This is a genomic window from Enterobacter genomosp. O (assembly GCF_001022965.1).
In the GTDB taxonomy this organism is placed as follows: domain Bacteria; phylum Pseudomonadota; class Gammaproteobacteria; order Enterobacterales; family Enterobacteriaceae; genus Enterobacter; species Enterobacter cloacae_L.
The window spans coordinates 478,519-505,512 of sequence record NZ_LECZ01000023.1; the positions used below are offsets into that span (position 1 = coordinate 478,519).

The window sequence follows — 26,994 nt, forward strand, 5'->3', positions numbered from 1 at the left end:
GGGTAGCTTTTGCTGAAGTATCGCCTGATTTCCGCTTTTGTATTAATACCCATTGTCATTGCGGCGCTGTTTTTACTGCCCCCGGTGGGATTCGCTATTGTTACGCTGGTGGTGTGCATGCTCGCCGCGTGGGAATGGGGACAGTTTAGCGGCTTTACCTCGCGCAGCCAGCGAGTATGGCTTGCGGTACTCTGTGGCTTTATCCTGGCCATAATGCTGTTTACGTTGCCTGAATATCATCATGATATTCATCAACCGTTGGTTGCCGGTTCCCTGTGGGTATCGTTGGCCTGGTGGGTTGGTGCGCTGCTGCTGGTGCTTTTTTATCCAGGTTCTGCGGCGTTATGGCGTAATTCAAAAGTGCTGCGACTCATTTTTGGTTTGCTCACTATTGTTCCATTTTTCTGGGGTATGGTTGCGCTGAGGGCCTGGCACTACGACGAAAACCATTACAGCGGTGCGATCTGGCTGCTTTATGTAATGATTCTCGTCTGGGGGGCTGACTCCGGGGCCTATATGTTTGGTAAACTGTTTGGCAAACACAAACTGGCGCCGAAGGTCTCTCCGGGCAAAACCTGGCAGGGATTCATCGGCGGCCTGTTTACGGCAGCGATCATCTCCTGGGGCTATGGCGTCTGGGCGAATCTGGAAGTGGCACCGTCAATACTGCTGGTGTGCTCGATTTTTGCTGCGCTTGCCTCAGTGCTCGGTGATTTAACCGAGAGTATGTTTAAGCGTGAAGCAGGGATTAAGGACAGCGGACACCTGATTCCAGGGCATGGCGGTATACTGGATCGCATTGATAGCCTCACAGCGGCTGTTCCAGTGTTTGCTTGTTTGCTTTTACTGGTATTCGGGACGATTTAACGGAAGGTTTTATGCTGAGCATTCTCTGGAATCTGGCGGCGTTCATTGTTGCACTGGGTGTACTGATTACCGTGCATGAATTTGGCCATTTCTGGGTTGCTCGCCGTTGCGGTGTGCGGGTAGAGCGGTTTTCCATCGGTTTTGGCAAATCACTCTGGACGCGCACCGACCGTCATGGTACTGAATTTGTCATCGCCCTTATCCCGCTGGGTGGCTACGTCAAAATGCTCGACGAACGCGTTGAGCCTGTTGCCCCTGAGCTACGACACAGCGCGTTTAACAATAAAACCGTTGGACAACGCGCCGCCATCATTGCTGCCGGACCGGTAGCTAACTTCATCTTTGCTATTTTCGCTTACTGGCTGGTGTTTATCATCGGCGTCCCCGGCGTGCGTCCGGTGGTGGGTGAAATTGCCCCCAACTCCATCGCGGCAAATGCGCAAATTACATCCGGGATGGAACTTAAAGCGATTGATGGCATCGAAACCCCTGATTGGGATGCCGTGCGACTGCAGCTGGTAGCCAAAATTGGCGACCCGCAGACGACCATCAGCGTATCGCCGTTTGGCTCAGACGCGCGCCAGGACAAAGTGCTCGATTTGCGTCACTGGCGTTTCGAGCCAGACAAAGAGGATCCCGTCGCTGCGCTGGGCATTCGTCCACGCGGCGCACAGATCGAGCCGGTATTAGCCGAAGTACAGGCAAATTCGGCAGCGAGCAAAGCGGGTTTGCAAGCAGGCGACAGGATCGTTAAAGTCGATGGTCAACCATTAACAGAGTGGATGACCTTTGTTACTCTGGTGCGCGATAATCCGGGAACGTCTCTCGCGCTGGAAGTTGAAAGGCAAGGTAGTCCGCTTTCGCTGACGCTGATCCCGGATACGAAGTCGGTCGGCAAAAAGGCAGAAGGGTTTGCAGGCGTAGTGCCAAAAGTGATCCCGCTGCCAGATGAGTACAAGACAATACGCCAGTATGGGCCGTTCAGCGCCATCCTTGAAGCCACGGATAAAACATGGCAACTGATGAAGCTGACGGTCAACATGTTGGGGAAATTGATAACCGGTGATGTGAAACTGAACAACCTCAGTGGGCCAATTTCGATTGCTCAGGGGGCTGGGATGTCAGCGGAATTCGGGGTGATTTACTATTTCATGTTCCTCGCGCTCATTAGCGTGAACCTTGGGATAATCAACCTGTTCCCGCTTCCCGTTTTAGACGGGGGTCATCTGCTCTTTTTAGCGATTGAAAAGCTAAAAGGCGGACCGGTATCCGAGCGAGTTCAAGACTTTAGTTATCGCATTGGCTCGATTTTGCTGGTGCTGTTAATGGGGCTTGCACTTTTCAATGATTTCTCTCGGTTGTAAGAGAGTGTTAGGAAGAACGCATAATAACGATGGCGATGAAAAAGTTGCTCATAGCGTCGCTGCTGTTTAGCAGCGCCACCGTATACGGTGCTGACGGGTTCGTAGTGAAAGACATTCATTTCGAAGGCCTCCAGCGTGTCGCCGTTGGTGCGGCCCTCCTCAGTATGCCTGTACGCCCCGGCGATACGGTTAATGATGAAGATATCAGTAACACCATCCGTGCTCTGTTTGCCACCGGCAACTTTGAGGACGTTCGCGTCCTGCGCGATGGTGATACGCTGCTGGTTCAGGTAAAAGAACGTCCGACGATCGCCAGTATCACTTTCTCCGGTAACAAGTCGGTGAAAGATGACATGCTCAAGCAGAACCTTGAAGCATCCGGTGTTCGTGTGGGGGAATCTCTGGACCGCACAACCCTTTCAGACATTGAAAAAGGTCTGGAAGACTTCTACTACAGCGTCGGTAAATACAGCGCCAGCGTGAAAGCGGTGGTGACCCCGCTGCCACGTAACCGTGTTGACCTGAAGCTGGTCTTCCAGGAAGGTGTTTCTGCGAAGATCCAGCAGATCAACATTGTCGGCAACCACGCTTTTAGCACCGACGAACTGATCTCCACTTTCCAACTGCGCGATGAAGTGCCGTGGTGGAACGTGGTAGGCGATCGCAAATACCAGAAACAAAAACTGGCGGGCGACCTCGAAACCCTGCGCAGCTACTATCTGGATCGTGGTTACGCGCGTTTCAACATCGACTCGACTCAGGTGAGTCTGACTCCGGACAAGAAAGGTATCTACATTACGGTTAACATCACTGAAGGCGATCAGTACAAGCTTTCTGGTGTTGAAGTGAGTGGCAACCTGGCGGGGCATTCAGCTGAAATCGAATCGCTGACCAAAATTCAGCCAGGCGATCTGTACAGCGGCTCTAAAGTAACCAAAATGGAAGACAGCATTAAGAAGCTGCTCGGCCGCTATGGTTATGCCTATCCGCGCGTACAAACGCAGCCTGAAATCAACGATGCGGATAAAACCGTTAAGCTGCACGTTAACGTCGACGCGGGCAACCGTTTCTACGTGCGTAAGATTCGCTTCGTCGGCAACGACACCTCCAAAGATTCCGTTCTGCGTCGCGAAATGCGCCAGATGGAAGGCGCATGGTTAGGCAGCGATCTCGTTGATCAGGGTAAAGAGCGTCTGAACCGTCTGGGCTATTTTGAAACGGTTGATACCGATACTCAACGCGTACCAGGCAGCCCGGATCAGGTTGATGTCGTTTATAAAGTGAAAGAGCGTAACACCGGTAGCTTCAACTTCGGTGTTGGCTACGGTACTGAAAGCGGCGTTAGCTTCCAGGTTGGCGTGCAGCAGGATAACTGGCTGGGTACGGGTTACTCTGTCGGCATTAACGGTACCAAAAACGACTATCAGACCTATTCTGAGTTCTCTGTTACTAACCCATACTTCACCGTTGATGGTGTGAGCCTGGGCGGTCGTATCTTCTATAACGACTTTAAAGCTGACGATGCGGATCTGTCCTCCTACACCAATAAGAGTTACGGTGTGGATGGTACGCTTGGCTTCCCGATTAACGAATACAACACGCTGCGTGCGGGCTTAGGTTACGTGCATAACGACCTGTCCAATATGCAACCGCAGGTAGCGATGTGGCGTTATCTGGACTCTATCGGTCAGTCGGCGAGCAAAAACAGCGATAACAACGGTTTCGCTGCGGATGACTTCACCTTCAACTACGGCTGGACCTATAACCGTCTCGACCGTGGCTACTTCCCAACGGAAGGTTCTCGCGTCAACCTGAACGGTAAAGTTACCGTGCCGGGTTCCGATAACGAGTTCTATAAGGTCACGCTGGATACCGCGTCCTACTTCCCGATCGATGACGATCATAAGTGGGTAGTTCTGGGTCGTACCCGTTGGGGTTATGGTGACGGCTTAGGCGGTAAAGAACTGCCGTTCTATGAAAACTTCTATGCCGGTGGTTCCAGTACGGTTCGTGGCTTCCAGTCCAATAACATTGGTCCGAAAGCGGTTTACTACGGCGGGAACGACAAAGACAACTGCGAAAGCCGAGATCCAAAAGATGTATGTAGCTCTGATGATGCTGTAGGCGGTAACGCCATGGCCGTGGCGAGCCTTGAGTTCATCACGCCAACGCCGTTTATCAGTGATAAATACGCAAACTCCGTGCGTACATCCTTCTTCTGGGATGCCGGTACGGTGTGGGATACCAACTGGGAGAACACTGCCCAGATGCGTAATGCTGGCGTTCCAGACTACAGCGATCCGAGCAATATTCGCATGTCTGCCGGTATCGCATTACAATGGATGTCACCGCTGGGGCCGTTGGTCTTCTCTTACGCCCAGCCGTTTAAGAAATATGATGGAGATAAGTCGGAGCAATTCCAGTTTAACATTGGTAAAACCTGGTAATAATCCGCTGCAAAGGAATGCGTTGGCAGTGTAGCGCTGACAACTGGCGATCGGTAAAACGGTCGCCTTGCCACGCAAAGAACGGTACCTTCTGGTGCCAATGGGATGGTAAGGAGTTAATTGTGAAAAAGTGGTTATTAGCTGCAGGTCTCGGTTTAGCGATGGCAACTTCTGCTCAGGCAGCAGACAAAATTGCAATCGTCAACATGGGTAATTTGTTCCAGCAGGTTGCACAGAAAACTGGCGTTTCTGCGACTCTGGAAAACGAATTCAAAGGCCGTGCAAGCGAACTGCAGGGTATGGAAAACGATCTTCAGTCCAAAATGCAGCGTCTGCAGCGTGATGGTTCTACCATGAAAGCGAGCGATCGCAGCAAGCTGGAAAAAGACGTAATGGCTCAGCGCCAGACGTTCTCCCAGAAAGCGCAGGCTTTCGAGCAGGATCGTCAGCGTCGTTCTAACGAAGAACGTGGCAAGCTGGTGACTCGCATTCAGACTGCTGTTAAATCAGTGGCTGCCGATCAGAACATCGATCTGGTTGTTGATGCGAACGCTGTAGCTTTCAACAGCAGCGATGTTAAAGACATCACCGCTGATGTTCTGAAACAGGTTAAATAAGTAATGCCTTCAATTCGACTGGCTGATTTAGCTCAGCAGTTGGATGCAGAATTACACGGTGATGGCGATATCGTCATCACCGCTGTTGCGTCCATGCAATCTGCTAAAGCTGGCACGATTACCTTCATGGTAAGCCCTAAGTACCGTGAGCAACTGGCACAATGCCAGGCGTCAGCTGTTGTTCTGACGCAGGACGATCTTCCATTTGCCACTGTAAGCGCACTGGTAGTGAAAAATCCCTACCTGACGTATGCACGCATGGCTCAAATTCTTGATACCACGCCGCAGCCGGCCCAGAACATTGCTGCCAGCGCAGCGATTGATTCGACGGCTAAGCTTGGTAACAACGTCGCCGTTGGCGCGAATGCAGTTATCGAATCCGGCGTGGTGCTGGGCGATAACGTCGTCATTGGCCCGGGCTGCTTCGTTGGGAAAAATACCAAAATCGGCGCCGGGACCCGTTTATGGGCCAATGTGTCCGTTTACCATGAAGTCGACATTGGCGAAAACTGCCTCGTCCAGTCCAGTACAGTGATTGGTTCTGATGGTTTTGGTTACGCTAACGATCGCGGTAATTGGGTTAAGATCCCGCAACTTGGTCGCGTTATTATTGGCGATCGCGTGGAGATTGGCGCCTGTACCACCATTGACCGTGGCGCACTTGACGACACGATCATTGGCAATGGTGTTATCATCGATAACCAGTGCCAGATTGCGCACAACGTCGTGATTGGCGACAATACCGCGGTTGCGGGTGGCGTCATCATGGCAGGCAGCCTGAAAATTGGTCGTTATTGCATGATTGGCGGCGCGAGCGTGATTAATGGTCATATGGAAATATGCGACAAGGTGACTGTGACGGGAATGGGCATGGTAATGCGTCCTATCACTGAACCTGGCGTCTATTCCTCAGGCATTCCGCTACAGCCCAACAAGGTATGGCGTAAAACAGCAGCTCTGGTGATGAACATTGATGATATGAGCAAGCGCCTCAAGTCTCTTGAGCGTAAAATCGATCAACAAGACTAAGCGTCATCCGTTTAACGCTATTTTTCCCGGCCTGTCGGCTTTCTAATAAACCGGCAGGCCGTGTTATTATTGTTATCAGTACATTTTGACAGGAAGAGTATTTTGACTACTGACACTCATACTCTGCATATTGAAGAGATTTTAGAACTTCTACCGCACCGCTACCCGTTTCTGCTGGTAGACCGTGTGCTGGATTTTGAAGAAGGTCGTTTTCTGCGCGCAGTGAAAAATGTTTCCGTGAATGAGCCGTTCTTCCAGGGACACTTCCCGGGGAAACCTATCTTCCCGGGTGTGTTGATCCTGGAAGCTATGGCACAGGCTACCGGTATTCTGGCGTTTAAAAGCGTCGGCAAACTGGAGCCAGGTGAGCTGTATTACTTCGCGGGTATTGATGAAGCGCGCTTCAAGCGCCCTGTCGTGCCTGGTGATCAGATGATCATGGAAGTCACTTTTGAAAAAACGCGTCGCGGCCTGACTCGCTTCAAAGGCGTAGCTTTGGTTGACGGCAAAGTTGTTTGCGAAGCGACGATGATGTGTGCTCGTAGCCGGGAGTCCTGATACGTGATTGATAAATCCGCCTTTATTCATCCTACCGCGATTGTGGAAACCGGTGCCATCATTGGTGCTAACGTTCACATTGGCCCGTTTTGTATTGTTGGACCCCATGTCGAAATTGGTGAGGGTACAGTACTGAAATCTCACGTTGTCGTGAATGGTCATACGACCATTGGCTGCAATAACGAGATCTATCAGTTCGCCTCCATCGGCGAAGTTAACCAGGATCTCAAATATGCTGGTGAGTCGACCCGTCTGGAAATTGGCGATCGTAACCGTATTCGCGAAAGCGTCACCATTCATCGTGGAACAGTGCAGGGTGGTGGGTTGACGAAGGTGGGCAGCGATAACCTGTTTATGGTTAATGCGCATATCGCGCATGACTGTACCGTGGGTGACCGCTGTATTCTTGCCAACAATGCAACGCTGGCAGGACACGTATCGGTTGATGACTTCGCAATTATTGGCGGCATGACCGCAGTCCATCAGTTCTGCATCATTGGTGCACACGTGATGGTCGGCGGATGCTCCGGTGTGGCGCAGGACGTCCCACCGTATGTGATTGCGCAGGGCAACCATGCCACGCCGTTTGGCGTGAACATCGAAGGCCTCAAGCGTCGTGGTTTTAGTCGCGAAGCGATTACTGCCATCCGCAACGCGTACAAACTGCTGTACCGTAGCGGTAAAACGCTGGAAGAGGCGAAGCCGGACATTGCCGAGCTGGCGAAAAAGCACCCGGAAGTGAACGCGTTCATGGAATTCTTTGACCGTTCCACGAGGGGTCTGATTCGTTAATGGTCGACAGTCGTCCGCTTACGATAGCCCTGGTCGCCGGAGAAACCTCCGGCGATATTCTTGGTGCAGGTCTCATCCGCGCGCTGAAGGCGCGTGTACCTAATGCACGCTTTGTGGGCGTTGCTGGTCCGCTGATGCAGGCCGAAGGCTGTGAAGCCTGGTATGAAATGGAAGAGCTGGCCGTGATGGGCATCGTGGAGGTGCTGGGGCGGCTACGCCGTTTGCTGCATATTCGCGCCGATCTCACCCGCCGCTTCACCGAACTCAAACCCGACGTGTTTGTCGGTATCGATGCACCTGATTTCAACATTACCCTCGAAGGGAATCTGAAAAAGCAGGGCATTAAAACCATTCACTACGTCAGCCCGTCCGTCTGGGCGTGGCGACAGAAACGTGTTTTCAAAATTGGGCGGTCCACCAACCTGGTGCTGGCTTTCCTGCCTTTCGAAAAAGCGTTTTACGACAAATTTAATGTTCCGTGCCGTTTTATCGGTCATACCATGGCGGATGCGATGCCGCTGGATCCGGATAAAAACGCGGCGCGCGACGTGCTGGGCATCCCGCATGATGTGCACTGTCTGGCATTGCTGCCGGGCAGCCGTGGTGCAGAAGTTGAGATGCTGAGCGCAGATTTCCTCAAAACAGCGCAAATTCTTCGTCAGACATACCCCGATCTGGACGTCGTGGTGCCGCTGGTCAACGCCAAGCGCCGCGAGCAGTTTGAGTGCATCAAGGCCGACGTCGCACCAGACCTCCAGATTCGCCTTCTGGACGGGAAAGGTCGGGAGGCAATGGTCGCGAGCGATGCCGCGCTGTTAGCCTCCGGAACGGCAGCGCTGGAGTGTATGCTGGCAAAATGCCCAATGGTGGTAGGCTATCGCATGAAGCCGTTCACTTTCTGGCTGGCAAAACGTCTGGTGAAAACGGATTATGTCTCCCTGCCAAACTTGCTTGCCGGACGCGAGCTGGTGAAAGAGCTGTTGCAGGATGAGTGTCAGCCGCAGTTGCTTGCCGATGCGTTGCTCCCGCTGCTTGCAAACGGCAACACCAGCCACCAGATGCATGATACGTTCCGCGAACTGCATCAGCAGATCCGCTGTAATGCCGATGAGCAAGCGGCTGATGCGGTGCTGGAGTTAGCAAAATGATGGAATTTGTTTATCCTCATACCCACCTTGTGGCGGGCGTGGACGAAGTGGGTCGTGGTCCGTTAGTGGGAGCTGTAGTTACCGCTGCGGTGATCCTCGATCCGGCGCGTCCAATTATCGGGCTGAACGACTCTAAAAAATTGTCCGAAAAGCGCCGGCTGGCGCTGTTTAGCGAGATTCAGGAGAAGGCGCTAGCCTGGAGCCTGGGGCGCGCTGAACCGCACGAAATAGACGAGCTGAATATTTTGCATGCCACGATGCTGGCGATGCAGCGTGCGGTTGCGGGTTTGAAAATTTCCCCTGAATATGTCCTGATTGACGGCAACCGCTGTCCGGCACTGCCAATGCCTTCAATGGCGGTAGTCAAAGGCGATAGCCGGGTCGCAGAAATCAGCGCGGCTTCTATTATTGCCAAAGTGACACGCGACGCCGAAATGGCCGCGCTGGACCTGACTTACCCTCAGTACGGTTTCGCCCAGCATAAGGGATATCCCACCGCTTTCCATCTGGAAAGACTTGCTGAACATGGCGCAACCGAACATCACCGGCGCAGCTTTGGCCCGGTGAAACGCGCGCTGGGACTGGTGTCCTGAATCAATACGCAAGCAATTAAGTAACGCGGAATCTGAAGATGGCTGAACCACGTTTCGTACACCTGCGGGTGCATAGCGACTACTCCATGATCGATGGGCTGGCGAAGACCGGGCCGCTGGTAAAAAAGGCGGCCTCCCTTGGCATGCCCGCGCTGGCGATCACCGATTTTACCAACCTGTGTGGCCTGGTGAAGTTCTACGGAACGGCGCATGGCGCAGGGATGAAGCCAATCGTCGGCGCGGATTTTCACGTGCAGAGCGATCTCATCGGCGATGAAATGACGCAAATCTCCGTGCTGGCGATGAACAACACGGGCTATCAAAACCTCACTCTGCTTATCTCAAAAGCCTACCAGCGCGGGTATGGCGCGCTGGGGCCGTGGATCGACCGCGACTGGCTGGCTGAGCTGAACGAAGGGCTGCTGCTGATCTCCGGCGGTCGTATGGGCGATGTCGGCAAATGTCTGCTGCGTGGCAATAGCGCGCTGGTGGATCAGTGCGTGTCATTCTATGAAGAGCACTTCCCGGATCGTTATTATCTGGAGTTGATCCGCACCGGCCGTCAGGACGAAGAGAGCTATCTTCATGCCGCTGTGGCACTCGCAGAAGAGCGCGGGTTGCCCGTGGTGGCCACCAACGATGTGCGCTTCCTTGAGCCGGGTGATTTTGACGCTCACGAAATCCGCGTGGCGATCCACGATGGCTTCACGCTGGACGATCCTAAACGACCGCGCAACTACTCATCGCAGCAGTACATGCGCAGCGAAGAGGAGATGTGTGAACTCTTCTCCGATATCCCGGAAGCGCTGGAAAACAGCGTAGAGATTGCCAAGCGCTGTAACGTTACCGTCCGCCTCGGCGAGTACTTCCTGCCGCAGTTCCCGACAGGAGATATGACCACGGAAGATTTCCTGGTCGCAAAATCAAAAGAAGGTCTGGAAGAGCGTCTGGAGTTCCTGTTCCCGGATGAGGCCGTTCGCAAAGAGAAGCGTCCGCCGTACGATGAACGCCTGGATATTGAACTCCAGGTGATCAACCAGATGGGCTTCCCGGGCTACTTCCTGATCGTCATGGAGTTCATCCAGTGGTCGAAGGATAACGGCGTGCCGGTTGGGCCGGGACGTGGCTCCGGTGCGGGTTCGCTGGTGGCCTATGCGTTAAAAATTACCGACCTCGATCCGCTGGAATTTGACCTGCTGTTTGAACGTTTCCTCAACCCGGAACGTGTCTCGATGCCCGACTTCGACGTCGACTTCTGCATGGAGAAACGCGACCAGGTTATCGAGCACGTGGCCGATATGTACGGCCGTGATGCGGTATCGCAGATTATTACGTTCGGTACGATGGCGGCGAAAGCGGTTATCCGTGACGTAGGCCGCGTGCTGGGGCACCCTTATGGTTTCGTCGATCGCATCTCTAAACTGGTGCCGCCTGACCCGGGCATGACGCTGGCGAAAGCCTTTGAGGCCGAGCCGCAGCTGCCCGAAATCTACGAAGCGGACGAAGAAGTAAAAGCGCTGATCGACATGGCGCGTAAGCTGGAAGGCGTGACGCGTAACGCCGGTAAGCATGCGGGCGGGGTGGTTATCGCTCCGACCAAAATTACCGATTTTGCACCGCTCTACTGCGATGAAGCGGGTCAGCACCCGGTAACCCAGTTTGATAAGAACGACGTAGAATACGCCGGGCTGGTGAAGTTCGACTTCCTCGGCCTGCGTACGCTGACCATCATCAACTGGGCGCTGGAGATGATCAACGCCCGCCGTGAAAAGAACGGCGAGCCGCCGCTCGATATCGCAGCCATCCCGCTGGATGACAAGAAAAGTTTCGACATGCTGCAGCGCTCGGAGACCACCGCGGTCTTCCAGCTTGAATCCCGCGGCATGAAAGACCTGATTAAGCGCCTGCAGCCCGACTGTTTCGAAGATATGATCGCTCTGGTTGCCCTGTTCCGTCCGGGCCCACTGCAGTCGGGGATGGTAGATAACTTTATCGACCGTAAGCACGGTCGCGAAGAGATTTCCTATCCGGATGTGCAGTGGCAGCATGAAAGCCTGAAGCCGGTACTCGAGCCTACCTACGGCATCATCCTGTATCAGGAACAGGTTATGCAGATAGCCCAGGTGCTCTCTGGCTATACCCTTGGTGGCGCGGATATGCTGCGTCGAGCAATGGGTAAGAAAAAGCCGGAAGAGATGGCCAAGCAGCGAGGCACCTTCGAAGAGGGCGCGAGAAAAAACGGCATTGATGGCGAACTGGCGATCAAGATCTTTGACCTGGTAGAAAAATTCGCCGGGTACGGGTTTAACAAATCCCACTCTGCCGCCTATGCTTTGGTCTCGTATCAGACGCTGTGGCTGAAAGCGCACTATCCTGCTGAATTTATGGCGGCGGTAATGACCGCCGATATGGACAACACCGAGAAGGTAGTGGGCCTGGTGGACGAATGCTGGCGCATGGGGCTGAAGATCCTGCCGCCGGATATTAACTCGGGTCTCTACCATTTCCACGTCAACGAGCACGGGGAAATTGTCTACGGGATTGGCGCGATCAAAGGCGTGGGCGAGGGGCCGATCGAGGCGATCCTCGAAGCGCGTAACAACGGCGGGTATTTCCGCGAGCTGTTCGATCTTTGCGCCCGTACTGATACCAAAAAACTGAACCGCCGCGTGCTTGAAAAGCTGATCATGTCCGGCGCGTTTGACAGGCTGGGGCCGCACCGGGCCGCGCTGATGAATTCCCTCGGCGATGCGCTGAAAGCGGCAGATCAGCATGCGAAAGCGGAAGCCATTGGTCAGGCGGATATGTTCGGCGTGCTGGCGGAAGAGCCAGAGCAGATCGAGCAATCTTATTCCAACTGCCAGCCGTGGCCAGAACAGGTGGTGCTGGATGGGGAGCGTGAGACGTTAGGCCTGTACCTGACGGGGCACCCGATCAACCAGTACATTAAAGAAATTGAGCGCTATGTCGGCGGCCACAGGCTGAAAGACATGCATCCGACAGAACGTGGTAAAATCACCACGGCTGCGGGGCTCGTGATTGCTGCAAGGGTTATGGTCACCAAGCGCGGCAATCGTATCGGCATCTGTACGTTGGATGACCGTTCCGGGCGTCTGGAGGTGATGTTGTTCACCGACGCGCTGGATAAATACCAGCAATTGCTGGAAAAAGACCGCATACTTATCGTCAGCGGACAGGTCAGCTTTGATGACTTCAGTGGGGGGCTTAAAATGACCGCCCGCGAAGTGATGGACATTGACGAAGCCCGGGAAAAATATGCTCGCGGGCTTGCTATCTCGCTGACGGACAGGCAAATTGATGACCAGCTTTTAAACCGACTCCGTCAGTCTCTGGAACCCCACCGCTCGGGGACAATTCCAGTACATCTCTACTATCAGAGGGCGGATGCACGCGCGCGGTTGCGCTTTGGTGCAACGTGGCGTGTCTCTCCGAGCGATCGTTTACTTAACGATCTCCGTGGCCTCATTGGTTCGGAGCAGGTGGAACTGGAGTTTGACTAATACAGGAATACTATGAGTCTGAATTTCCTTGATTTCGAACAGCCGATTGCTGAGCTGGAAGCGAAAATCGATTCTCTGACAGCGGTAAGCCGTCAGGATGAAAAACTGGATATTAACATCGACGAAGAAGTGCATCGTCTGCGTGAGAAAAGCGTAGAACTGACGCGCAAAATCTTTGCCGATCTCGGCGCATGGCAGGTAGCCCAGCTGGCACGCCATCCACAGCGTCCGTACACCCTGGATTATGTCCGCCTGGCGTTTGACGAATTTGACGAACTGGCAGGCGATCGCGCATACGCTGACGATAAAGCTATCGTTGGTGGTATCGCGCGTCTGGACGGACGCCCGGTGATGATCATTGGTCATCAGAAAGGCCGTGAAACCAAAGAGAAAATCCGTCGTAACTTTGGTATGCCAGCACCAGAAGGCTACCGTAAAGCCCTGCGTCTGATGGAGATGGCTGAGCGTTTCAACATGCCAATCATCACCTTCATCGACACCCCGGGTGCATACCCAGGCGTGGGCGCGGAAGAGCGCGGTCAGTCTGAAGCTATCGCGCGCAACCTACGCGAGATGTCTCGTCTGAAGGTGCCGGTCATCTGTACCGTTATCGGTGAGGGTGGTTCCGGTGGTGCGCTGGCAATTGGCGTGGGTGATAAAGTGAATATGCTGCAGTACAGCACCTATTCCGTAATCTCCCCGGAAGGCTGCGCGTCTATTCTGTGGAAGAGTGCCGACAAAGCGCCTCTGGCCGCAGAAGCGATGGGCATCATTGCGCCACGCCTGAAAGAGCTTAAGCTGATCGATTCCATCATCCCGGAACCACTGGGCGGTGCGCATCGTAAGCCGGAAGTGATGGCTGCTTCTCTGAAAGCACAGCTGCTGGCTGACCTGGCGGATCTGGACGTGCTGAGCAAAGAAGATCTGCTCAACCGTCGTTACCAGCGTCTGATGACCTACGGTTACGCGTAAGCTTCACAATTATCTGAAAAGCCGCACATTGTTGCGGCTTTTTTTATACCTGCGGTTTAGCCGGACTATGCTTAGCTAATGTTTTTTAAGGAGGAAGCCCATGAATATCATTGCCATTATGGGGCCGCACGGCGTCTTTTATAAAGATGAGCCGATTAAGGAGCTGGAGCAATCCCTGCAGTCGCGCGGGTATCAGCTAATCTGGCCGCACAACAGCGCCGACCTGCTGAAGTTCATCGAGCATAATCCGCGTATCTGCGGCGTGATTTTCGACTGGGATGAATATGACCTCGAACTGTGCAGCGATATCAACAAGCTGAACGAATATCTCCCGCTGTACGCGTTTATTAATACCCACTCGACCATGGACGTCAGCGCCAACGATATGCGTATGGCGCTGTGGTTCTTTGAATACTCGCTTGGTGTGGCGGAAGATATTGCGACCCGAATTCAGCAATATACCGGTGAATATCTCGATAACATTACCCCGCCGTTTACCCGCGCGCTCTTCACCTACGTGAAGGAGGGCAAATATACCTTCTGTACGCCTGGGCATATGGCGGGGACGGCCTACCAAAAAAGTCCGGTGGGCTGCCTGTTCTATGATTTCTTTGGCGGAAACACGCTGAAGGCGGACGTGTCAATTTCGGTCACTGAGCTAGGCTCTCTGCTCGACCACACCGGCCCGCACCTCGAAGCCGAAGAGTATATCGCCCGCACCTTTGGTGCCGAGCAGAGCTATATGGTGACCAACGGCACCTCAACCTCAAACAAAATCGTCGGGATGTATGCTGCACCTGCCGGCAGTACCCTGCTGATTGACCGTAACTGCCATAAATCGCTGGCTCACCTGCTTATGATGAGCGACGTCGTACCGCTCTGGCTGTCACCCACACGTAACGCGCTCGGCATTCTTGGTGGTATTCCGCGCCGGGAGTTCACGCATCAAGCCATTGAAAGTAAGGTCGCGGCAGTGCCCGGTGCAGGCTGGCCTGTCCATGCGGTGATCACCAACTCAACCTATGACGGTCTGCTGTACAACACTAACTGGATTAAAGAAACGCTGGACGTGCCGTCTATCCATTTTGATTCCGCGTGGGTGCCGTACACCAACTTCCACCCGATTTACGCGGGTAAAAGCGGCATGAGCGGTGAACGCGTGCCGGGTAAAGTGTTCTTCGAAACGCAGTCGACGCACAAAATGTTGGCCGCGTTTTCCCAGGCTTCGCTTATTCACATCAAAGGCGAGTACGACGAAGAGACCTTTAACGAAGCCTTTATGATGCATACCACTACCTCACCGAGCTATCCGCTGGTGGCCTCCATTGAAACGGCCGCGGCGATGCTGCGCGGCAATCCGGGTAAACGCCTCATCAACCGTTCGGTGGAGCGGGCGCTACATTTCCGTAAAGAGGTTCAGCGGCTGAAAGATGAAGCCGACGGCTGGTTCTTTGATATCTGGCAGCCGGAAGAGATTGATGAAGCGGAGTGCTGGCCGGTTTCGCCCGGGGAAGGCTGGCATGGCTTCCGGGATGCCGACAGCGACCATATGTTCCTCGACCCGGTAAAAGTGACAATCCTGACGCCGGGCATGGATGAACAGGGCAAGATGAGTGAAGAAGGTATTCCGGCTGCGCTGGTCGCGAAATTCCTTGATGAACGGGGTGTGGTGGTAGAAAAAACCGGCCCCTATAACCTGCTGTTCCTGTTCAGTATTGGTATTGATAAAACCCGGGCGATGGGGTTGTTGCGCGGCCTGATGGAGTTTAAGCGCGCCTACGATCTCAACCTGCGGGTGAAGAACATGCTGCCGGATCTCTACGCGGAAGATCCTGACTTTTATCGCAATATGCGCATTCAGGATCTGGCCCAGGGCATCCACAGGCTGATCCGCCAGCACGATCTGCCGCGTCTGATGCTGCAGGCATTCGATGTGTTACCGGAGATGAAGTTTACCCCGCACAAGGCGTGGCAGCGCCAGGTGAAAGGGGAGGTCGAAACCGTCGAACTGGAAAATCTGGTCGGACGCGTATCGGCCAATATGATCCTGCCTTACCCGCCGGGCGTACCGCTCCTGATGCCGGGAGAGATGATTACCGAAGAGAGTCGGGCCGTGCTCGATTTTCTGCTGATGCTCTGTTCGATAGGGCGGCACTATCCCGGTTTTGAGACGGATATTCACGGTGCGAAGCGCGATGAGAACGGCGTTTACTGGGTGCGAGTCCTAAAATAAGGGTGACCGCTTGCAAGGTGCGGGTTTTCGGTTGTAACGTTCAGGCATCATAAAAAGGAGAAGCTATGCTGGGTTTAAAAGCTGTTCATCATATTGCGATCATTGCGACCGATTACGCGAAAAGTAAGGCCTTCTACTGCGACATCCTTGGCTTTACGCTGTTGAGCGAGGCGTACCGCGAGGAGCGTGACTCCTGGAAGGGGGATCTCGCGCTAAACGGGCAATATGTGATTGAACTTTTCTCTTTTCCTTTTCCGCCTGCGCGTCCGTCCCGTCCGGAAGCCTGTGGGCTGCGCCATCTTGCCTTCAGCGTTGATGACCTGGATAGCGCGGTAAAACATCTGGAGTCTCACGGCGTAACGTGCGAACCGATCCGTGTCGATCCGTTTACCGACAAGCGTTTTACCTTTTTCAACGACCCGGACGGCCTGCCGCTGGAGCTTTACCAGCAGTAATGTTTGTCCTGTGTGATAATGCCCGCTCAGTTCGGGCATTTTTTATGTGTAATTTCCTATGACCTTACCCGCTATCGCGCAAGCCGTTTCACCGTACCGCCAGATGCTGGTGGGGTTTAGCGGTGGCCTGGATTCTACCGTTCTGCTCCATCGACTTAAACTCTGGCGCGATCGGGAACCGGACGTCCAGCTTCGGGCTATGCATATTCATCACGGATTAAGTCCTCATGCAGAGGAGTGGGTGGCGCACTGCGAAGCTCTGTGTGCGGCCTGGGCGATCCCGCTCCTCGTGGAGCGCGTCACGCTTGTGGATGAAGGGTTGGGCATCGAGGCGCAGGCGCGTAAAGCCCGCTATGCCGCTTTTACCGGCGCATTGCAGCCCGGCGAAGTGCTGGTGACGGCCCAGCATCTGGATGACCAGTGCGAAACGTTTTTGCTGGCGCTTAAGCGGGGCAGCGGGCCGGCGGGGCTTTCTGCCATGCCTGAGCGCTCTGAGTTTGCCGGCACAACATTACTGCGTCCGCTGCTTGGCGAGACGCGTGCGTCGCTGGAAGAGTGGGCGCGAGAACATCAGCTGAACTGGATTGAAGATGAGAGCAACCAGGATGACAGCTACGACCGTAACTTCCTGCGTCTGCGCGTCCTCCCGCTGCTGAGCGAGCGCTGGCCGCATTTTGCCGAGGCGACAGCACGAAGCGCCACGCTGTGCGCCGAACAGGAATCGTTGCTGGATGAGTTGCTGAGTGAAGAGCTGGCTGAACTGATTTCTGACGACGGGGCGCTGGCGATTGCACCGCTGAAAGGGATGAGCCCGGTACGTCGCGCCGCACTGTTACGACGCTGGCTGGCCTCTCATCACGCAGCGATGCCGTCGCGGGCGATGCTGAGCCGCATCTGGGATGAAGTCGCACTGGCGCGGGATGACGCTTCCCCGTGCGTACACCTGAACGGCTTTGACGTAAGACGCTATAAAGGGGAACTCTGGTGGATAAAATCCACTCCTTCACTGACGGATGTAGTGCTCGACTGGTTTTCTCCTGACGCACCGCTGGTATTGCCCTGTGAGGCAGGGCGTGTCTCGCTCATACCGTCTGGTCATGTGCGGCTGCCGAAGCCCGGTGAGCCGGTAACCGTACGCTTTAAGGCTGGCGGTATGTTGCATATCGTCGGGCGTAAGGGGGGACGCAAGCTGAAGAAAATATGGCAGGAGAGTAACGTGCCGCCGTGGCTGCGCGACACCACGCCGATACTGTTTTACGGTGAAACGTTGATTGCTGCTGCGGGTGTTTTCATCACGGAAGAGGGATGGTCGGAAGAGGGTGTCAGTTTTGAGTGGCAGAAAGCGTAACGGGCAGCCTGGCTGCCCGTTGGTGTCATCAGGATTCACTCACCACGACGGTGCCGATTTGCGGGTGGCTGAAGCTGGCAATTTTATCCAGACGCAGCTCACGCGTTGCACCGGCATCTTCCACTATCAGATATTCCACATTCTTACGTGAAACCAGATCGCTGGCTTTCCCTTTCAACACTTCGCCATCTTTTAGCTCCAGCGTCAGTATTAAGTGATGCTGGCAGGCGAGTTCGAGGTTGTCATAGTCATCACAATTGATGGGTTGATAAGTTTCATTCATCGACATAATCGCTCACCAGTAAATTCGCCGCAGCATACGCTGCTTTTTCCCTGACCGACTCTGAAAGGCCCTCATCGGAGGCCACTTCATTAAGCACTTTCAATACACAGCCCAGCGCGTCCGGGACATACCCCAGATCTCCGCTGGCGATTTCCGCATACCGTTTGCGAATTAACTCACAATAATTATTCACATCCCCTCCCGCCAGCGCACTGACTTACTGTGAGATACCATTAAGCCTACGAAGATAAACTCGGTTTAGCAAGGTGACTATACCATACTCATTTAAGCAATATCAGAGCCTTGATAGCGGTGTATTTAACACCCCGTAACAGCCTTTTGCCGCTGTTTTCGCTACAATGGGCGCTTGATTCGAATGGAGTTCTCTCATGGCGCTGAAAGCGACAATCTATAAAGCAGTGGTCAATGTGGCCGATCTTGATCGCAACCAGTTCCTGGATGCGTCGCTTACTCTGGCACGCCACCCCTCTGAAACCCAGGAGCGCATGATGCTGCGCCTGCTGGCGTGGATAAAGTACGCCGACGAGCGTCTGCAATTTACTCGTGGGTTAAGCGCAGAAGACGAGCCTGAAGCCTGGCTGCGCAACGATCATCTGGGTATCGATTTGTGGATTGAACTCGGTCTGCCGGACGAGCGCAGGATTAAGAAGGCTTGCACCCAGTCCGCTGAAGTGGCCTTATTCGCGTATAATCAGCGCGCTGCGGAGATCTGGTGGCAGCAAAGCAAGAGCAAGTGCGGACAGTTTAAAAATCTCACGGTCTGGTATCTGGATGATGAGCAGCTGGCGCAGTTGAGCGAGTTTGCCGTCCGGACCATGGTGTTGCAGGCGACGATTCAGGACGGTGCAATCTGGCTCTCTGATTCTCAGAATAATCTGGAAATTCATTTGACGGCGTGGCAACCCGCGTCATGATCGTCTTGTCCCGAAACGTCAGCATTCCTGACAATGAGCTGGAGATCACCGCTATTCGGGCTCAGGGGGCAGGCGGACAGCACGTCAACAAGGCTTCCACGGCTATCCATTTGCGTTTTGACATTCGGGCCTCAAGCCTGCCAGAGTATTATAAAGAAAGCCTGCTCGCCGCCAGTCATCACCTTATCACCAGCGATGGCGTGATTGTGATTAAAGCTCAGGAATACCGCAGCCAGGAGTTAAACCGGGAAGCGGCGATAGCCAGGCTGGTGGCGGTCATCAAAGAGTTAACGGCAGTACAAAAAAGCCGCCGGGCAACGCGGCCAACCCGCGCATCGAAAGAGCGTCGGCTGTCCTCGAAGGCTCAAAAATCCACAGTGAAAGCACTACGCGGTAAAGTTCGTCGCCCGACAGAGTGACGAAAGGGAACACAATTTTCATAAGGAATTCATTGTGAAAAAAGCATTATTTTCAGCGCTGGCAGTGAGTACGCTGTTTGCGCTTTTCGGGTGTAACAACCGTTCTGAAACACAGGTTATGCAGCCCGCGCAGAATGAAGAGTTAAAGCCAATGCAGCAGAGCTGGCGCGGCGTATTGCCTTGTGCAGACTGTGAAGGCATCGAAACGTCGCTGTTCCTGCAAAAAGACGGAACCTGGGTTATGAATCAGCGCTATCAGGGCGCTAAAGAACCCTCGTCATTTGCGACTTACGGGACATGGGCGCGTACGGCTGAGAAGCTGGTTCTGACGGATACCGCCGGTGAGAAAACCTTTTTCCGCGCCAAAGGCGAGGGAATGGAGATGCTTGACCGCGAAGGCAATCCGATTGAATCTCAGTTCAACTACACGCTTGCGCCGGTAAAAGCGGCTCTGCCTGCCACGCCAATGGCAATGCGGGGAATGTATTTCTATATGGCCGATGCGGCGATCTTTACCGACTGCGCAACCGGCAGGAAAGTCAGCGTAGCAAACAATGCGCAGCTGGAGCGTGATTACGCGGTTGCGCGCGGCAATGACAGCAAGCCGGTATTGCTGACGGTTGACGGTCACTTTACGCTGGAGCCAAACCCGGATAGCGGAGAGATGGTGAAAACGCTGGTGGCAGATAAAGATGCGAAATTCGTTGCAGGCAAAGACTGTAACAGTAAATAAGCTGACGATTACCCATTAAAAAACCCCGCCTGAGCGGGGTTTTTTGTTTAGCCTTTGATGGCTTTCAGCAGGTAATCAAGAATGTCGCCGGTCTTGATCATCTGTTTTTCGCCGCTGCGACGATACTTGTATTCAATCTCATCGCTATCGAGGTTGCGGTCGCCAATAACGACGGTGTGCGGGATACCGATCAGTTCCATATCGGCAAACATCACGCCCGGACGCTCTTTACGATCGTCCATCAGCACTTCGATACCCTGCGCGCGCAGCTCGGCATACAGCTTCTCGGCCAGCTCCTGGACGCGGTAAGACTTGTGCATGTTCATTGGCAGGATCGCAACCTGGAACGGCGCGATATTGTCCGGCCAGACGATGCCGCGTTCGTCGTAGTTCTGCTCAATTGCTGCAGCCACCACGCGCGTCACCCCGATACCGTAGCAACCCATGGTCAGGATTTGGTTACGGCCATCTTCACCCTGAACAGCGGCGTTCAGCGCACGAGAGTATTTATCACCCAGCTGGAAGATGTGACCCACTTCGATACCGCGCTTAATCATCAGGGTACCCTGGCCGTCCGGGCTTGGATCGCCTGCGACCACGTTACGGATGTCTGCCACTTCAGGAGTCGCCACGTCGCGATCCCAGTTAATGCCGAAGTAATGTTTACCGTCGATGTTTGCACCGGCGGAGAAGTCGCTCATTGCGGCAACCGTGCGGTCAATGACAACAGGAACCGGCATATTCACCGGACCCAGCGAGCCTGGGCCTGCATTTACCACGGCACGAATTTCCGCTTCCGTTGCGAATGTCAGCGGGCTGGCAACCTGCGGCAGCTTCTCTGCTTTCACTTCGTTCAGCTCGTGATCGCCACGCACCAGCAGGGCAACCAGCGGGTAAGCGCTACCTTCAGTGGATTTCACCAGCAGCGTTTTAACGGTTTTTTCGACAGGCAGGTTGAACTGCTCAACCAGCTCGGCGATGGTTTTCGCGTTTGGCGTATCAACCAGCGTCATCTCTTGCGTTGCCGCGCCGCGTGGTTCTTTTGGCGCCAGCGCTTCTGCAAATTCGATGTTCGCCGCGTAGTCAGAGGAGTCAGAGAAGATCACATCGTCTTCGCCGCTCTGTGCCAGCACCTGGAATTCATGGGACGCGCTACCGCCGATGGAGCCGGTATCAGCCTGCACAGCACGGAAATCCAGACCCATGCGGGAGAAGATTTTGCTGTATGCCTCGTACATTTTGTCGTAGGTCTCTTGCAGGGATTCCTGAGAGGTATGGAAAGAGTAAGCATCTTTCATCAGGAATTCGCGAGAGCGCATGACGCCGAAACGCGGGCGCACTTCGTCACGGAACTTGGTCTGGATCTGGAAGAAGTTCAGCGGCAGCTGTTTGTAAGAGCTCAGCTCATTACGAATCAGGTCGGTAATGACTTCTTCATGCGTTGGGCCGAGAACGAACGGACGCTCGCCGCGATCGACGAAGCGCAGCAGTTCAGGACCATATTGCTCCCAGCGGCCACTCTCCTGCCACAGGTCAGCGGGCTGAACCACAGGCATGGACACCTCGATAGCACCGGCGTTGTTCATCTCTTCACGCACGATGTTTTCGACTTTTTTCAGGACGCGCACGCCGGTCGGCAGCCAGGTATATAACCCGGAGGCCAGCTTGCGGATCATCCCGGCGCGCAGCATCAGCTGATGGCTGATCACTTCGGCGTCGGCAGGCGTCTCCTTCAGAGTGGAGAGCAGATATTGGCTAGTACGCATGTTGTTACGGTTCCATTTCGACGATTGGAACAGGCTGAAACACCAGCCTGACACAAAAAAAGTGGTTTAGTTTACCAGTGTGGCAAAGATGCCAAAAGAGAGGAGAACAAAATTACCTGGGTTCAAGGGCAAACACTTCAAAACCTGCCCCAGTGACGCGCCAGCGAACGTTAAAATCGAGCAGCCAGACGGCGTATGTTTTTCCTGTTTCCTCTTCTTTACGGTAGGCCGGACGGGGGTCCTGCGCCAGAACTTCGGTGATGAAATTCCGCAAACGAGGGTAGCGTTTCTCGAGCAGGCTGAGCTGCGAGGCAATCTCAGGCGTAAAATAGACAGGCATGTCCGCCTGCGGTGCGTCCTGAGCGTAACTGGCGCGCGCGTCCGGGAGTGCTTCGGCGAAGGGCAAATAGGGTTTGATGTCGATAACCGGCGTGCCGTCGACCAGGTCCAGGCTACCTAACTCCAGTATCACCCGATCTTTCTGGCAACGTATCCCTTTCAGCTCAACCAGCGACATTCCAATCGGGTTTGGACGGAAGGTTGAGCGAGTCGCAAACACGCCCATTCTGGCATTTCCGCCAAGACGAGGAGGACGTACTGTAGGACGCCAGCCGCCTTCCATCGTCTGGTGAAACACGAACACTACCCATAAATGGCTGAAAGCCTCGAGCCCGCGTACTGCATCGGCCTGATTGTAAGGCGCTATCAGGTGAAGCTCGCCGCTGCCGCTGGTGACAAGACCAGGCTGGCGAGGTACGGCGAACTTCTCTTTATAAGGAGAGTGGATAACGCCTATCTGCTCGAACTGAAATGCACTCATTTCGCCGTAATGTTCAGCGCCGAACCGATGCAAACCGCCTGACGGTAGCAGCCTGGCGTGCCGCTGGTGACTTCGCAGCTGTGCAGCAGGACCGCGTTGGCTTTCATTTTTGCGGCATTAATCTGCATACGTTTACGCGCTGTCGGGATATTGGGTGGTGAGTCCTGATTGGTCGCCTGACAGGAATCGCCGCTCACTTCGCCCAGTTCACGGAACGGTTTGCCGACGAGTTCGTCCGCTTTCGTGATAATGCGAACCGGCGCAGAGCGCACCACTTTCGGTTTTGCAGGCTCTGTTTTTGGCGGGGTTGCCGTGCTTTGAACAGGTTCAGCGGGAGATCTGCTTAGCATAGAACAGCCGCTCAGCATGAGTGCTAAAAGACAGATCGGTAAAGCACGCATAATATTTCCTCAATGGATAATCAAAACGTCAGATATTGAATCAGTTGACTGCACAAATGACAAGACGGGCATAAGCCCGTCTTGATGATATTACACTGAGGTGAGATTACCAGCCTTTAACAGCGCCGCCGTTAAACACTTTGTTGGCTTCCTGGTAAACTTCGTCAGACTGATAGGCCTGCACGAATTTCTTCACGTTTTCCGCGTCTTTGTTGTCTTCGCGAGTCACGATCAGGTTAACGTACGGGGAGTCTTTATCTTCAACGAAGATACCGTCTTTGGCTGGTGTCAGGCCGATCTGGCTGGCGTAAGTCGTGTTGATAACGGCCAGGGCAATCTGTGCATCGTCCAGGGAACGCGGCAGCTGTGGTGCTTCCAGTTCAACAATTTTCAGATTTTTCGGGTTCTCGGTGACGTCCAGAACGGTTGGCAGCAGGCCAACACCGTCTTTCAGTTTGATCAGACCCACTTTCTGCAGCAGCAGCAGGGAGCGACCGAGGTTGGTTGGGTCGTTAGGGACGGCAACCTGAGAGCCCGGCTGCAGCTCGTCCAGTGATTTAATTTTCTTAGAGTAACCGGCAATCGGATAAACGAAGGTGTTACCCACGCCAACCAGCTTATAGCCGCGGTCTTTGATCTGCTGATCCAGGTAAGGCTTATGCTGGAAAGCGTTAGCGTCGATATCGCCTTTGCTCAGCGCTTCGTTCGGCAGAACGTAATCGTTGAAGGTTACCAGCTCAACGTCCAGGCCATACTTCTCTTTTGCCACTTTCTGAGCGACTTCAGCAACCTGTTGTTCTGCACCCACGATAACGCCCACTTTAATGTGGTTTGGATCTTTTTCGTCCTGACCGCAACCCACCAGTGCCAGAGAGCCGATCAGCGCGCCTACTGCTGCAAAGGTCTTTAATTTAAACGCCATGTTTTATCCTTAACTCGTAGAGTTTGTGTTGTGTGTAACGTTATTTGTGAGTAACAGCCCGGACGATGCGATCGCCAGAGAACTGGATTAAGTAAACCAGAACAACCAGCAATACCAGAACGGTATTCATCACGGTAGCGTTATATCCAATATAGCCGTACTGGTAACCAATCTGACCTAAACCGCCGGCACCGACGGCACCGCCCATCGCGGAATACCCCACCAGGGTGATAAGCGTAATGGTTGCCGCGTTCACTAGGCCTGGCAGTGCTTCAGGAAGCAGAACTTTGCGTACGATCTGCATCGGCGTTGCGCCCATTGCGCGGGAGGCTTCAATCAGACCTGTCGGGATTTCCAGCAGGGCGTTTTCCACCATACGGGCGATAAACGGCGCGGCGCCCACGGTCAGCGGAACGATAGCCGCCTGCAGTCCAATTGACGTTCCGACGATGACGCGGGTAAACGGAATCATCCACACCAGCAGAATAATGAACGGGATAGAACGGAAGATGTTTACCAGCGCAGAAAGCGTACGGTACAGCTTCGCGTTCTCAATGATTTGACCCGGACGCGTCACGTACAGCAAGACGCCGACCGGCAGGCCAATCACAAAACCAAAGAAACCAGAGACAAAGGTCATTGCCAGCGTTTCCCAAACGCCGCGAACCAGCAGCCATATCATCGGCTCAGACATAACCCAGTACCTCTACTTTTACGTGATGTTCTTGCAGCCAGGCAATGGCTGCCTGGGTTTCTTCTTGTGTGCCGTGCATTTCCGTCAGCATGATGCCGAACTTCACGCCGCCGGCGTAATCCATCTGCGCGCTGATGATATTGTTGTTTACGTTAAATCGGCGCGCGGTCTCGGAAAGCAGGGGAGCATCAACGGACTGACCGGTAAACTCCATGCGCAGCATCGGGACGCTGTCTGCCGTTGGTTCATTTTTCAGACGTTCCAGATAATCTTCCGGAATATCCAGATGCAGCGTGGACTGGATGAACTGCTGCGCCAGCGGAGTTTTCGGGTGCGAGAACACTTCACTTACCGTGTCCTGCTCAATCAGCTCACCGTTGCTGATGACCGCCACGCAGTCGCAGATGCGTTTCACCACATCCATCTCGTGCGTAATAAGGAGGATCGTCAGGCCCAGGCGACGATTAATGTCTTTCAGCAGTTCCAGAATAGAACGCGTGGTGGCCGGGTCTAACGCGCTGGTGGCTTCATCGCACAGCAGTACCTTAGGATTGCTTGCCAGCGCGCGGGCAATGGCCACACGCTGTTTTTGCCCACCGGACAGATTTGCCGGGTAGCTATCATGTTTGTCGCCCAGACCGACAAGGTCGAGCAGTTCGGTAACGCGACGCTTCACTTCTTCTTTCGGCGTGTTATCCAGCTCAAGCGGTAGGGCAACGTTGCCGAACACGGTGCGGGAGGCCAGCAGATTAAAGTGCTGGAAGATCATGCCAATCTGACGACGCGCTTTGGTGAGTTCTTTCTCTGAAAGGGCGGTAAGTTCTTGTCCGCCAACTTCTACGCTGCCCTGGGTTGGGCGCTCAAGCAGGTTAACACAACGGATCAGCGTGCTTTTACCTGCACCCGATGCGCCAATGACGCCATAAATTTGACCAGCAGGAACATGCAGGCTGACGTTGTTCAGCGCCTGAATGGTTCGGTTCCCCTGCTGGAACACTTTGGTGATATTGGAAAGTTTAATCATTAGATTATTTTTATCGTATGTAAGTTAGCCGTGGCATTTTGTTCTGCCAGATACGGGTGATGACCGTAAACAAAACGGATGTTAAGGCATCCAGACGTCTAAATCAATCCAACTCTGTACGATGAGCACTTTATTGCGCTGCGATTCATGAGATACTAGCCGAACATGCCTTTTTCAGGAGCAAACCGGTGGCAAATTCAGTACCCGCAATTTTTCTCGATCGTGACGGCACTATTAATGTGGATCACGGTTATGTCCATGAGATTGATGAGTTCGAGTTTATCGAAGGCGCAATAGATGCCATGCGCCAGCTGAAAGAGATGGGGTATGCGCTGGTGGTGGTGACGAACCAGTCCGGTATTGCACGCGGCAAATTCACCGAAGCGCAGTTTGAGACGCTGACGGAATGGATGGACTGGTCGCTGGCCGATCGCGGTGTGGATCTCGATGGTATCTATTATTGTCCGCACCACCCACAGGGAACAGTAGAAGAGTATCGTCAGATCTGTGATTGCCGTAAGCCGCATCCGGGAATGTTCATCTCTGCACAGGAGTTCCTGCACATTGATATGGCTGCCTCTTATATGGTGGGCGATAAACTGGAAGATATGCAGGCGGCAGCGGCAGCGGGTGTAGGAACTAAAATATTAGTTCGCACCGGCAAGCCAGTGACGCCAGAAGCAGAAAATGCAGCGGATTGGGTGATTAATAGTCTGGCCGAACTGCCAAAAGAGATTAAAAAGCACCAAAAATAGCCTTTTTGGTGGAAATGTGAGCGGTTGAAATAAAAATGCATTTTTCCGCTTGTCATTCCTCGGCGGCCCCCTATAATGCGCCTCCATCGACACGGCGGATGTGAATCACTTCACACAACAAGCGGTTCGGTTGAAGAGAAAAAATCCTGAAATAACGGGTTGACTCTGAAAGAGGAAAGCGTAATATACGCCACCTCGCAACGGTGAGCGAAAGCCGCGTTGCACTGCTCTTTAACAATTTATCAGACAATCTGTGTGGGCACTCAAAGTGACATGGATTCTTAATGTCTTCGGACAA

General features: G+C 53.9%; 26 protein-coding genes. 18 read left to right on the forward strand and 8 right to left on the reverse strand.

Annotated elements, in window-relative coordinates; all coding sequences use genetic code 11:
• The first annotated feature begins 9 nt into the window (after positions 1–9).
• From cdsA to tilS, 14 genes are all read left to right on the forward strand, one after another.
• Positions 10–867: a phosphatidate cytidylyltransferase gene (gene cdsA / locus ABR39_RS07540; RefSeq protein WP_047346413.1), complete on the forward strand. Its 858-nt coding sequence runs from the start codon at positions 10–12 to the stop codon at positions 865–867.
• 11 nt (positions 868–878) lie between these two features.
• Positions 879–2,231 (forward strand): sigma E protease regulator RseP, encoded by a 1,353-nt coding sequence (gene rseP, locus ABR39_RS07545; RefSeq protein ID WP_047346414.1) that lies wholly within the window; start codon positions 879–881, stop codon positions 2,229–2,231.
• Positions 2,232–2,260: 29 nt separating this feature from the next.
• Positions 2,261–4,678 carry an outer membrane protein assembly factor BamA gene (gene bamA, locus ABR39_RS07550; protein ID WP_047346415.1) on the forward strand — a complete coding sequence of 806 codons (2,418 nt, stop codon included), beginning with the start codon at positions 2,261–2,263 and terminating at the stop codon, positions 4,676–4,678.
• Between the two features lie 122 nt (positions 4,679–4,800).
• Entirely contained in the window at positions 4,801–5,295 is a 495-nt protein-coding gene (gene skp / locus ABR39_RS07555; protein ID WP_047346416.1) for a molecular chaperone Skp, read from the forward strand.
• 3 nt (positions 5,296–5,298) lie between these two features.
• Positions 5,299–6,324 carry a UDP-3-O-(3-hydroxymyristoyl)glucosamine N-acyltransferase gene (gene lpxD / locus ABR39_RS07560; protein WP_047346417.1) on the forward strand — a complete coding sequence of 342 codons (1,026 nt, stop codon included), beginning with the start codon at positions 5,299–5,301 and terminating at the stop codon, positions 6,322–6,324.
• A gap of 102 nt (positions 6,325–6,426) precedes the next feature.
• Positions 6,427–6,882 carry a 3-hydroxyacyl-ACP dehydratase FabZ gene (gene fabZ / locus ABR39_RS07565; RefSeq protein WP_010426706.1) on the forward strand — a complete coding sequence of 152 codons (456 nt, stop codon included), beginning with the start codon at positions 6,427–6,429 and terminating at the stop codon, positions 6,880–6,882.
• Between the two features lie 3 nt (positions 6,883–6,885).
• Positions 6,886–7,674, forward strand: a complete 789-nt coding sequence (gene lpxA, locus ABR39_RS07570; protein ID WP_047346418.1) for an acyl-ACP--UDP-N-acetylglucosamine O-acyltransferase — start codon at positions 6,886–6,888, stop codon at positions 7,672–7,674.
• A complete protein-coding gene (gene lpxB, locus ABR39_RS07575; protein WP_047346419.1) occupies positions 7,674–8,822 on the forward strand; it encodes a lipid-A-disaccharide synthase in 1,149 nt (382 codons plus the stop codon). Before lpxA ends, lpxB begins: the two co-directional genes overlap by 1 nt.
• Positions 8,819–9,415, forward strand: coding sequence for a ribonuclease HII (rnhB, locus tag ABR39_RS07580; protein WP_047346420.1), 597 nt, complete (start codon positions 8,819–8,821; stop codon positions 9,413–9,415). The genes lpxB and rnhB overlap by 4 nt, the downstream gene beginning before the upstream one ends.
• 38 nt (positions 9,416–9,453) lie before the next feature.
• Positions 9,454–12,936, forward strand: coding sequence for a DNA polymerase III subunit alpha (gene dnaE, locus ABR39_RS07585; RefSeq protein ID WP_047346421.1), 3,483 nt, complete (start codon positions 9,454–9,456; stop codon positions 12,934–12,936).
• Positions 12,937–12,948: 12 nt separating this feature from the next.
• Positions 12,949–13,908 (forward strand): acetyl-CoA carboxylase carboxyl transferase subunit alpha, encoded by a 960-nt coding sequence (accA, locus tag ABR39_RS07590; RefSeq protein ID WP_008501895.1) that lies wholly within the window; start codon positions 12,949–12,951, stop codon positions 13,906–13,908.
• A gap of 100 nt (positions 13,909–14,008) precedes the next feature.
• Positions 14,009–16,141 carry a lysine decarboxylase LdcC gene (locus ABR39_RS07595; protein ID WP_047346422.1) on the forward strand — a complete coding sequence of 711 codons (2,133 nt, stop codon included), beginning with the start codon at positions 14,009–14,011 and terminating at the stop codon, positions 16,139–16,141.
• 65 nt (positions 16,142–16,206) lie between these two features.
• On the forward strand, positions 16,207–16,596 hold the full coding sequence (locus ABR39_RS07600) for a VOC family protein (protein ID WP_047346423.1): 390 nt from the start codon (positions 16,207–16,209) through the stop codon (positions 16,594–16,596).
• A 58-nt stretch (positions 16,597–16,654) separates the two neighbouring features.
• Positions 16,655–17,944, forward strand: a complete 1,290-nt coding sequence (gene tilS, locus ABR39_RS07605; RefSeq protein WP_047346424.1) for a tRNA lysidine(34) synthetase TilS — start codon at positions 16,655–16,657, stop codon at positions 17,942–17,944.
• A gap of 28 nt (positions 17,945–17,972) precedes the next feature.
• Here the strand turns inward: tilS and rof are convergent, their stop codons facing one another.
• Complete coding sequence (rof, locus tag ABR39_RS07610; protein ID WP_047346425.1) at positions 17,973–18,233, reverse strand: Rho-binding antiterminator; 261 nt, start codon at positions 18,231–18,233, stop codon at positions 17,973–17,975.
• On the reverse strand, positions 18,220–18,420 hold the full coding sequence (locus ABR39_RS24130; protein WP_032667327.1) for a YaeP family protein: 201 nt from the start codon (positions 18,418–18,420) through the stop codon (positions 18,220–18,222). Before ABR39_RS24130 ends, rof begins: the two co-directional genes overlap by 14 nt.
• A gap of 196 nt (positions 18,421–18,616) precedes the next feature.
• Here ABR39_RS24130 and ABR39_RS07615 point away from each other — a divergent pair, with 196 nt between their 5' ends.
• Genes ABR39_RS07615 through nlpE form a run of 3 tightly spaced genes read left to right on the forward strand, consistent with a single transcriptional unit; the run spans position 18,617 to position 20,314 of the window.
• Positions 18,617–19,162, forward strand: coding sequence for a YaeQ family protein (locus tag ABR39_RS07615; RefSeq protein WP_047346426.1), 546 nt, complete (start codon positions 18,617–18,619; stop codon positions 19,160–19,162).
• Complete coding sequence (arfB, locus tag ABR39_RS07620) at positions 19,159–19,581, forward strand: alternative ribosome rescue aminoacyl-tRNA hydrolase ArfB (protein ID WP_032649720.1); 423 nt, start codon at positions 19,159–19,161, stop codon at positions 19,579–19,581. Before ABR39_RS07615 ends, arfB begins: the two co-directional genes overlap by 4 nt.
• 34 nt (positions 19,582–19,615) lie before the next feature.
• Positions 19,616–20,314 (forward strand): envelope stress response activation lipoprotein NlpE, encoded by a 699-nt coding sequence (gene nlpE / locus ABR39_RS07625; protein WP_047346427.1) that lies wholly within the window; start codon positions 19,616–19,618, stop codon positions 20,312–20,314.
• A 47-nt stretch (positions 20,315–20,361) separates the two neighbouring features.
• Here the strand turns inward: nlpE and proS are convergent, their stop codons facing one another.
• The 6 genes from proS to metN all read right to left on the reverse strand — a co-directional run bounded on the left by proS (position 20,362) and on the right by metN (position 25,941).
• Positions 20,362–22,080: a proline--tRNA ligase gene (gene proS, locus ABR39_RS07630; RefSeq protein ID WP_047346428.1), complete on the reverse strand. Its 1,719-nt coding sequence runs from the start codon at positions 22,078–22,080 to the stop codon at positions 20,362–20,364.
• A gap of 112 nt (positions 22,081–22,192) precedes the next feature.
• Positions 22,193–22,900, reverse strand: coding sequence for a tRNA (N6-threonylcarbamoyladenosine(37)-N6)-methyltransferase TrmO (tsaA, locus tag ABR39_RS07635; protein WP_047346429.1), 708 nt, complete (start codon positions 22,898–22,900; stop codon positions 22,193–22,195).
• The gene (gene rcsF / locus ABR39_RS07640) at positions 22,897–23,301 is read right to left on the reverse strand and encodes an Rcs stress response system protein RcsF (protein ID WP_047346430.1); all 405 of its coding nucleotides are present in this window, start codon (positions 23,299–23,301) and stop codon (positions 22,897–22,899) included. Before rcsF ends, tsaA begins: the two co-directional genes overlap by 4 nt.
• 106 nt (positions 23,302–23,407) lie before the next feature.
• Positions 23,408–24,223 carry a methionine ABC transporter substrate-binding lipoprotein MetQ gene (metQ, locus tag ABR39_RS07645; protein ID WP_014168729.1) on the reverse strand — a complete coding sequence of 272 codons (816 nt, stop codon included), beginning with the start codon at positions 24,221–24,223 and terminating at the stop codon, positions 23,408–23,410.
• A 40-nt stretch (positions 24,224–24,263) separates the two neighbouring features.
• A complete protein-coding gene (locus ABR39_RS07650; protein WP_008501881.1) occupies positions 24,264–24,917 on the reverse strand; it encodes a methionine ABC transporter permease MetI in 654 nt (217 codons plus the stop codon).
• On the reverse strand, positions 24,910–25,941 hold the full coding sequence (gene metN, locus ABR39_RS07655; RefSeq protein ID WP_047346431.1) for a methionine ABC transporter ATP-binding protein MetN: 1,032 nt from the start codon (positions 25,939–25,941) through the stop codon (positions 24,910–24,912). The genes ABR39_RS07650 and metN overlap by 8 nt, the downstream gene beginning before the upstream one ends.
• 188 nt (positions 25,942–26,129) lie before the next feature.
• On the opposite strand from metN, the gene gmhB reads away from it, so the two are divergent.
• Entirely contained in the window at positions 26,130–26,696 is a 567-nt protein-coding gene (gene gmhB, locus ABR39_RS07660; RefSeq protein WP_047346432.1) for a D-glycero-beta-D-manno-heptose 1,7-bisphosphate 7-phosphatase, read from the forward strand.
• Positions 26,697–26,994 lie beyond the last annotated feature (298 nt).

Coding starts and splice junctions, on each gene's coding strand:
- ABR39_RS07615 (WP_047346426.1), top strand. CDS start 18,617: ATGGCGCTGAAAGCGACAATCTATAAAGCAGTGGTCAATGTGGCCGAT.
- bamA (WP_047346415.1), top strand. CDS start 2,261: ATGGCGATGAAAAAGTTGCTCATAGCGTCGCTGCTGTTTAGCAGCGCC.
- ABR39_RS07650 (WP_008501881.1), bottom strand. CDS start 24,917: ATGTCTGAGCCGATGATATGGCTGCTGGTTCGCGGCGTTTGGGAAACG.
- lpxD (WP_047346417.1), top strand. CDS start 5,299: ATGCCTTCAATTCGACTGGCTGATTTAGCTCAGCAGTTGGATGCAGAA.
- arfB (WP_032649720.1), top strand. CDS start 19,159: ATGATCGTCTTGTCCCGAAACGTCAGCATTCCTGACAATGAGCTGGAG.
- ABR39_RS07600 (WP_047346423.1), top strand. CDS start 16,207: ATGCTGGGTTTAAAAGCTGTTCATCATATTGCGATCATTGCGACCGAT.
- rseP (WP_047346414.1), top strand. CDS start 879: ATGCTGAGCATTCTCTGGAATCTGGCGGCGTTCATTGTTGCACTGGGT.
- accA (WP_008501895.1), top strand. CDS start 12,949: ATGAGTCTGAATTTCCTTGATTTCGAACAGCCGATTGCTGAGCTGGAA.
- rnhB (WP_047346420.1), top strand. CDS start 8,819: ATGATGGAATTTGTTTATCCTCATACCCACCTTGTGGCGGGCGTGGAC.
- tsaA (WP_047346429.1), bottom strand. CDS start 22,900: ATGAGTGCATTTCAGTTCGAGCAGATAGGCGTTATCCACTCTCCTTAT.
- metN (WP_047346431.1), bottom strand. CDS start 25,941: ATGATTAAACTTTCCAATATCACCAAAGTGTTCCAGCAGGGGAACCGA.
- rcsF (WP_047346430.1), bottom strand. CDS start 23,301: ATGCGTGCTTTACCGATCTGTCTTTTAGCACTCATGCTGAGCGGCTGT.
- lpxB (WP_047346419.1), top strand. CDS start 7,674: ATGGTCGACAGTCGTCCGCTTACGATAGCCCTGGTCGCCGGAGAAACC.
- proS (WP_047346428.1), bottom strand. CDS start 22,080: ATGCGTACTAGCCAATATCTGCTCTCCACTCTGAAGGAGACGCCTGCC.
- metQ (WP_014168729.1), bottom strand. CDS start 24,223: ATGGCGTTTAAATTAAAGACCTTTGCAGCAGTAGGCGCGCTGATCGGC.
- ABR39_RS07595 (WP_047346422.1), top strand. CDS start 14,009: ATGAATATCATTGCCATTATGGGGCCGCACGGCGTCTTTTATAAAGAT.
- dnaE (WP_047346421.1), top strand. CDS start 9,454: ATGGCTGAACCACGTTTCGTACACCTGCGGGTGCATAGCGACTACTCC.
- tilS (WP_047346424.1), top strand. CDS start 16,655: ATGACCTTACCCGCTATCGCGCAAGCCGTTTCACCGTACCGCCAGATG.
- rof (WP_047346425.1), bottom strand. CDS start 18,233: ATGTCGATGAATGAAACTTATCAACCCATCAATTGTGATGACTATGAC.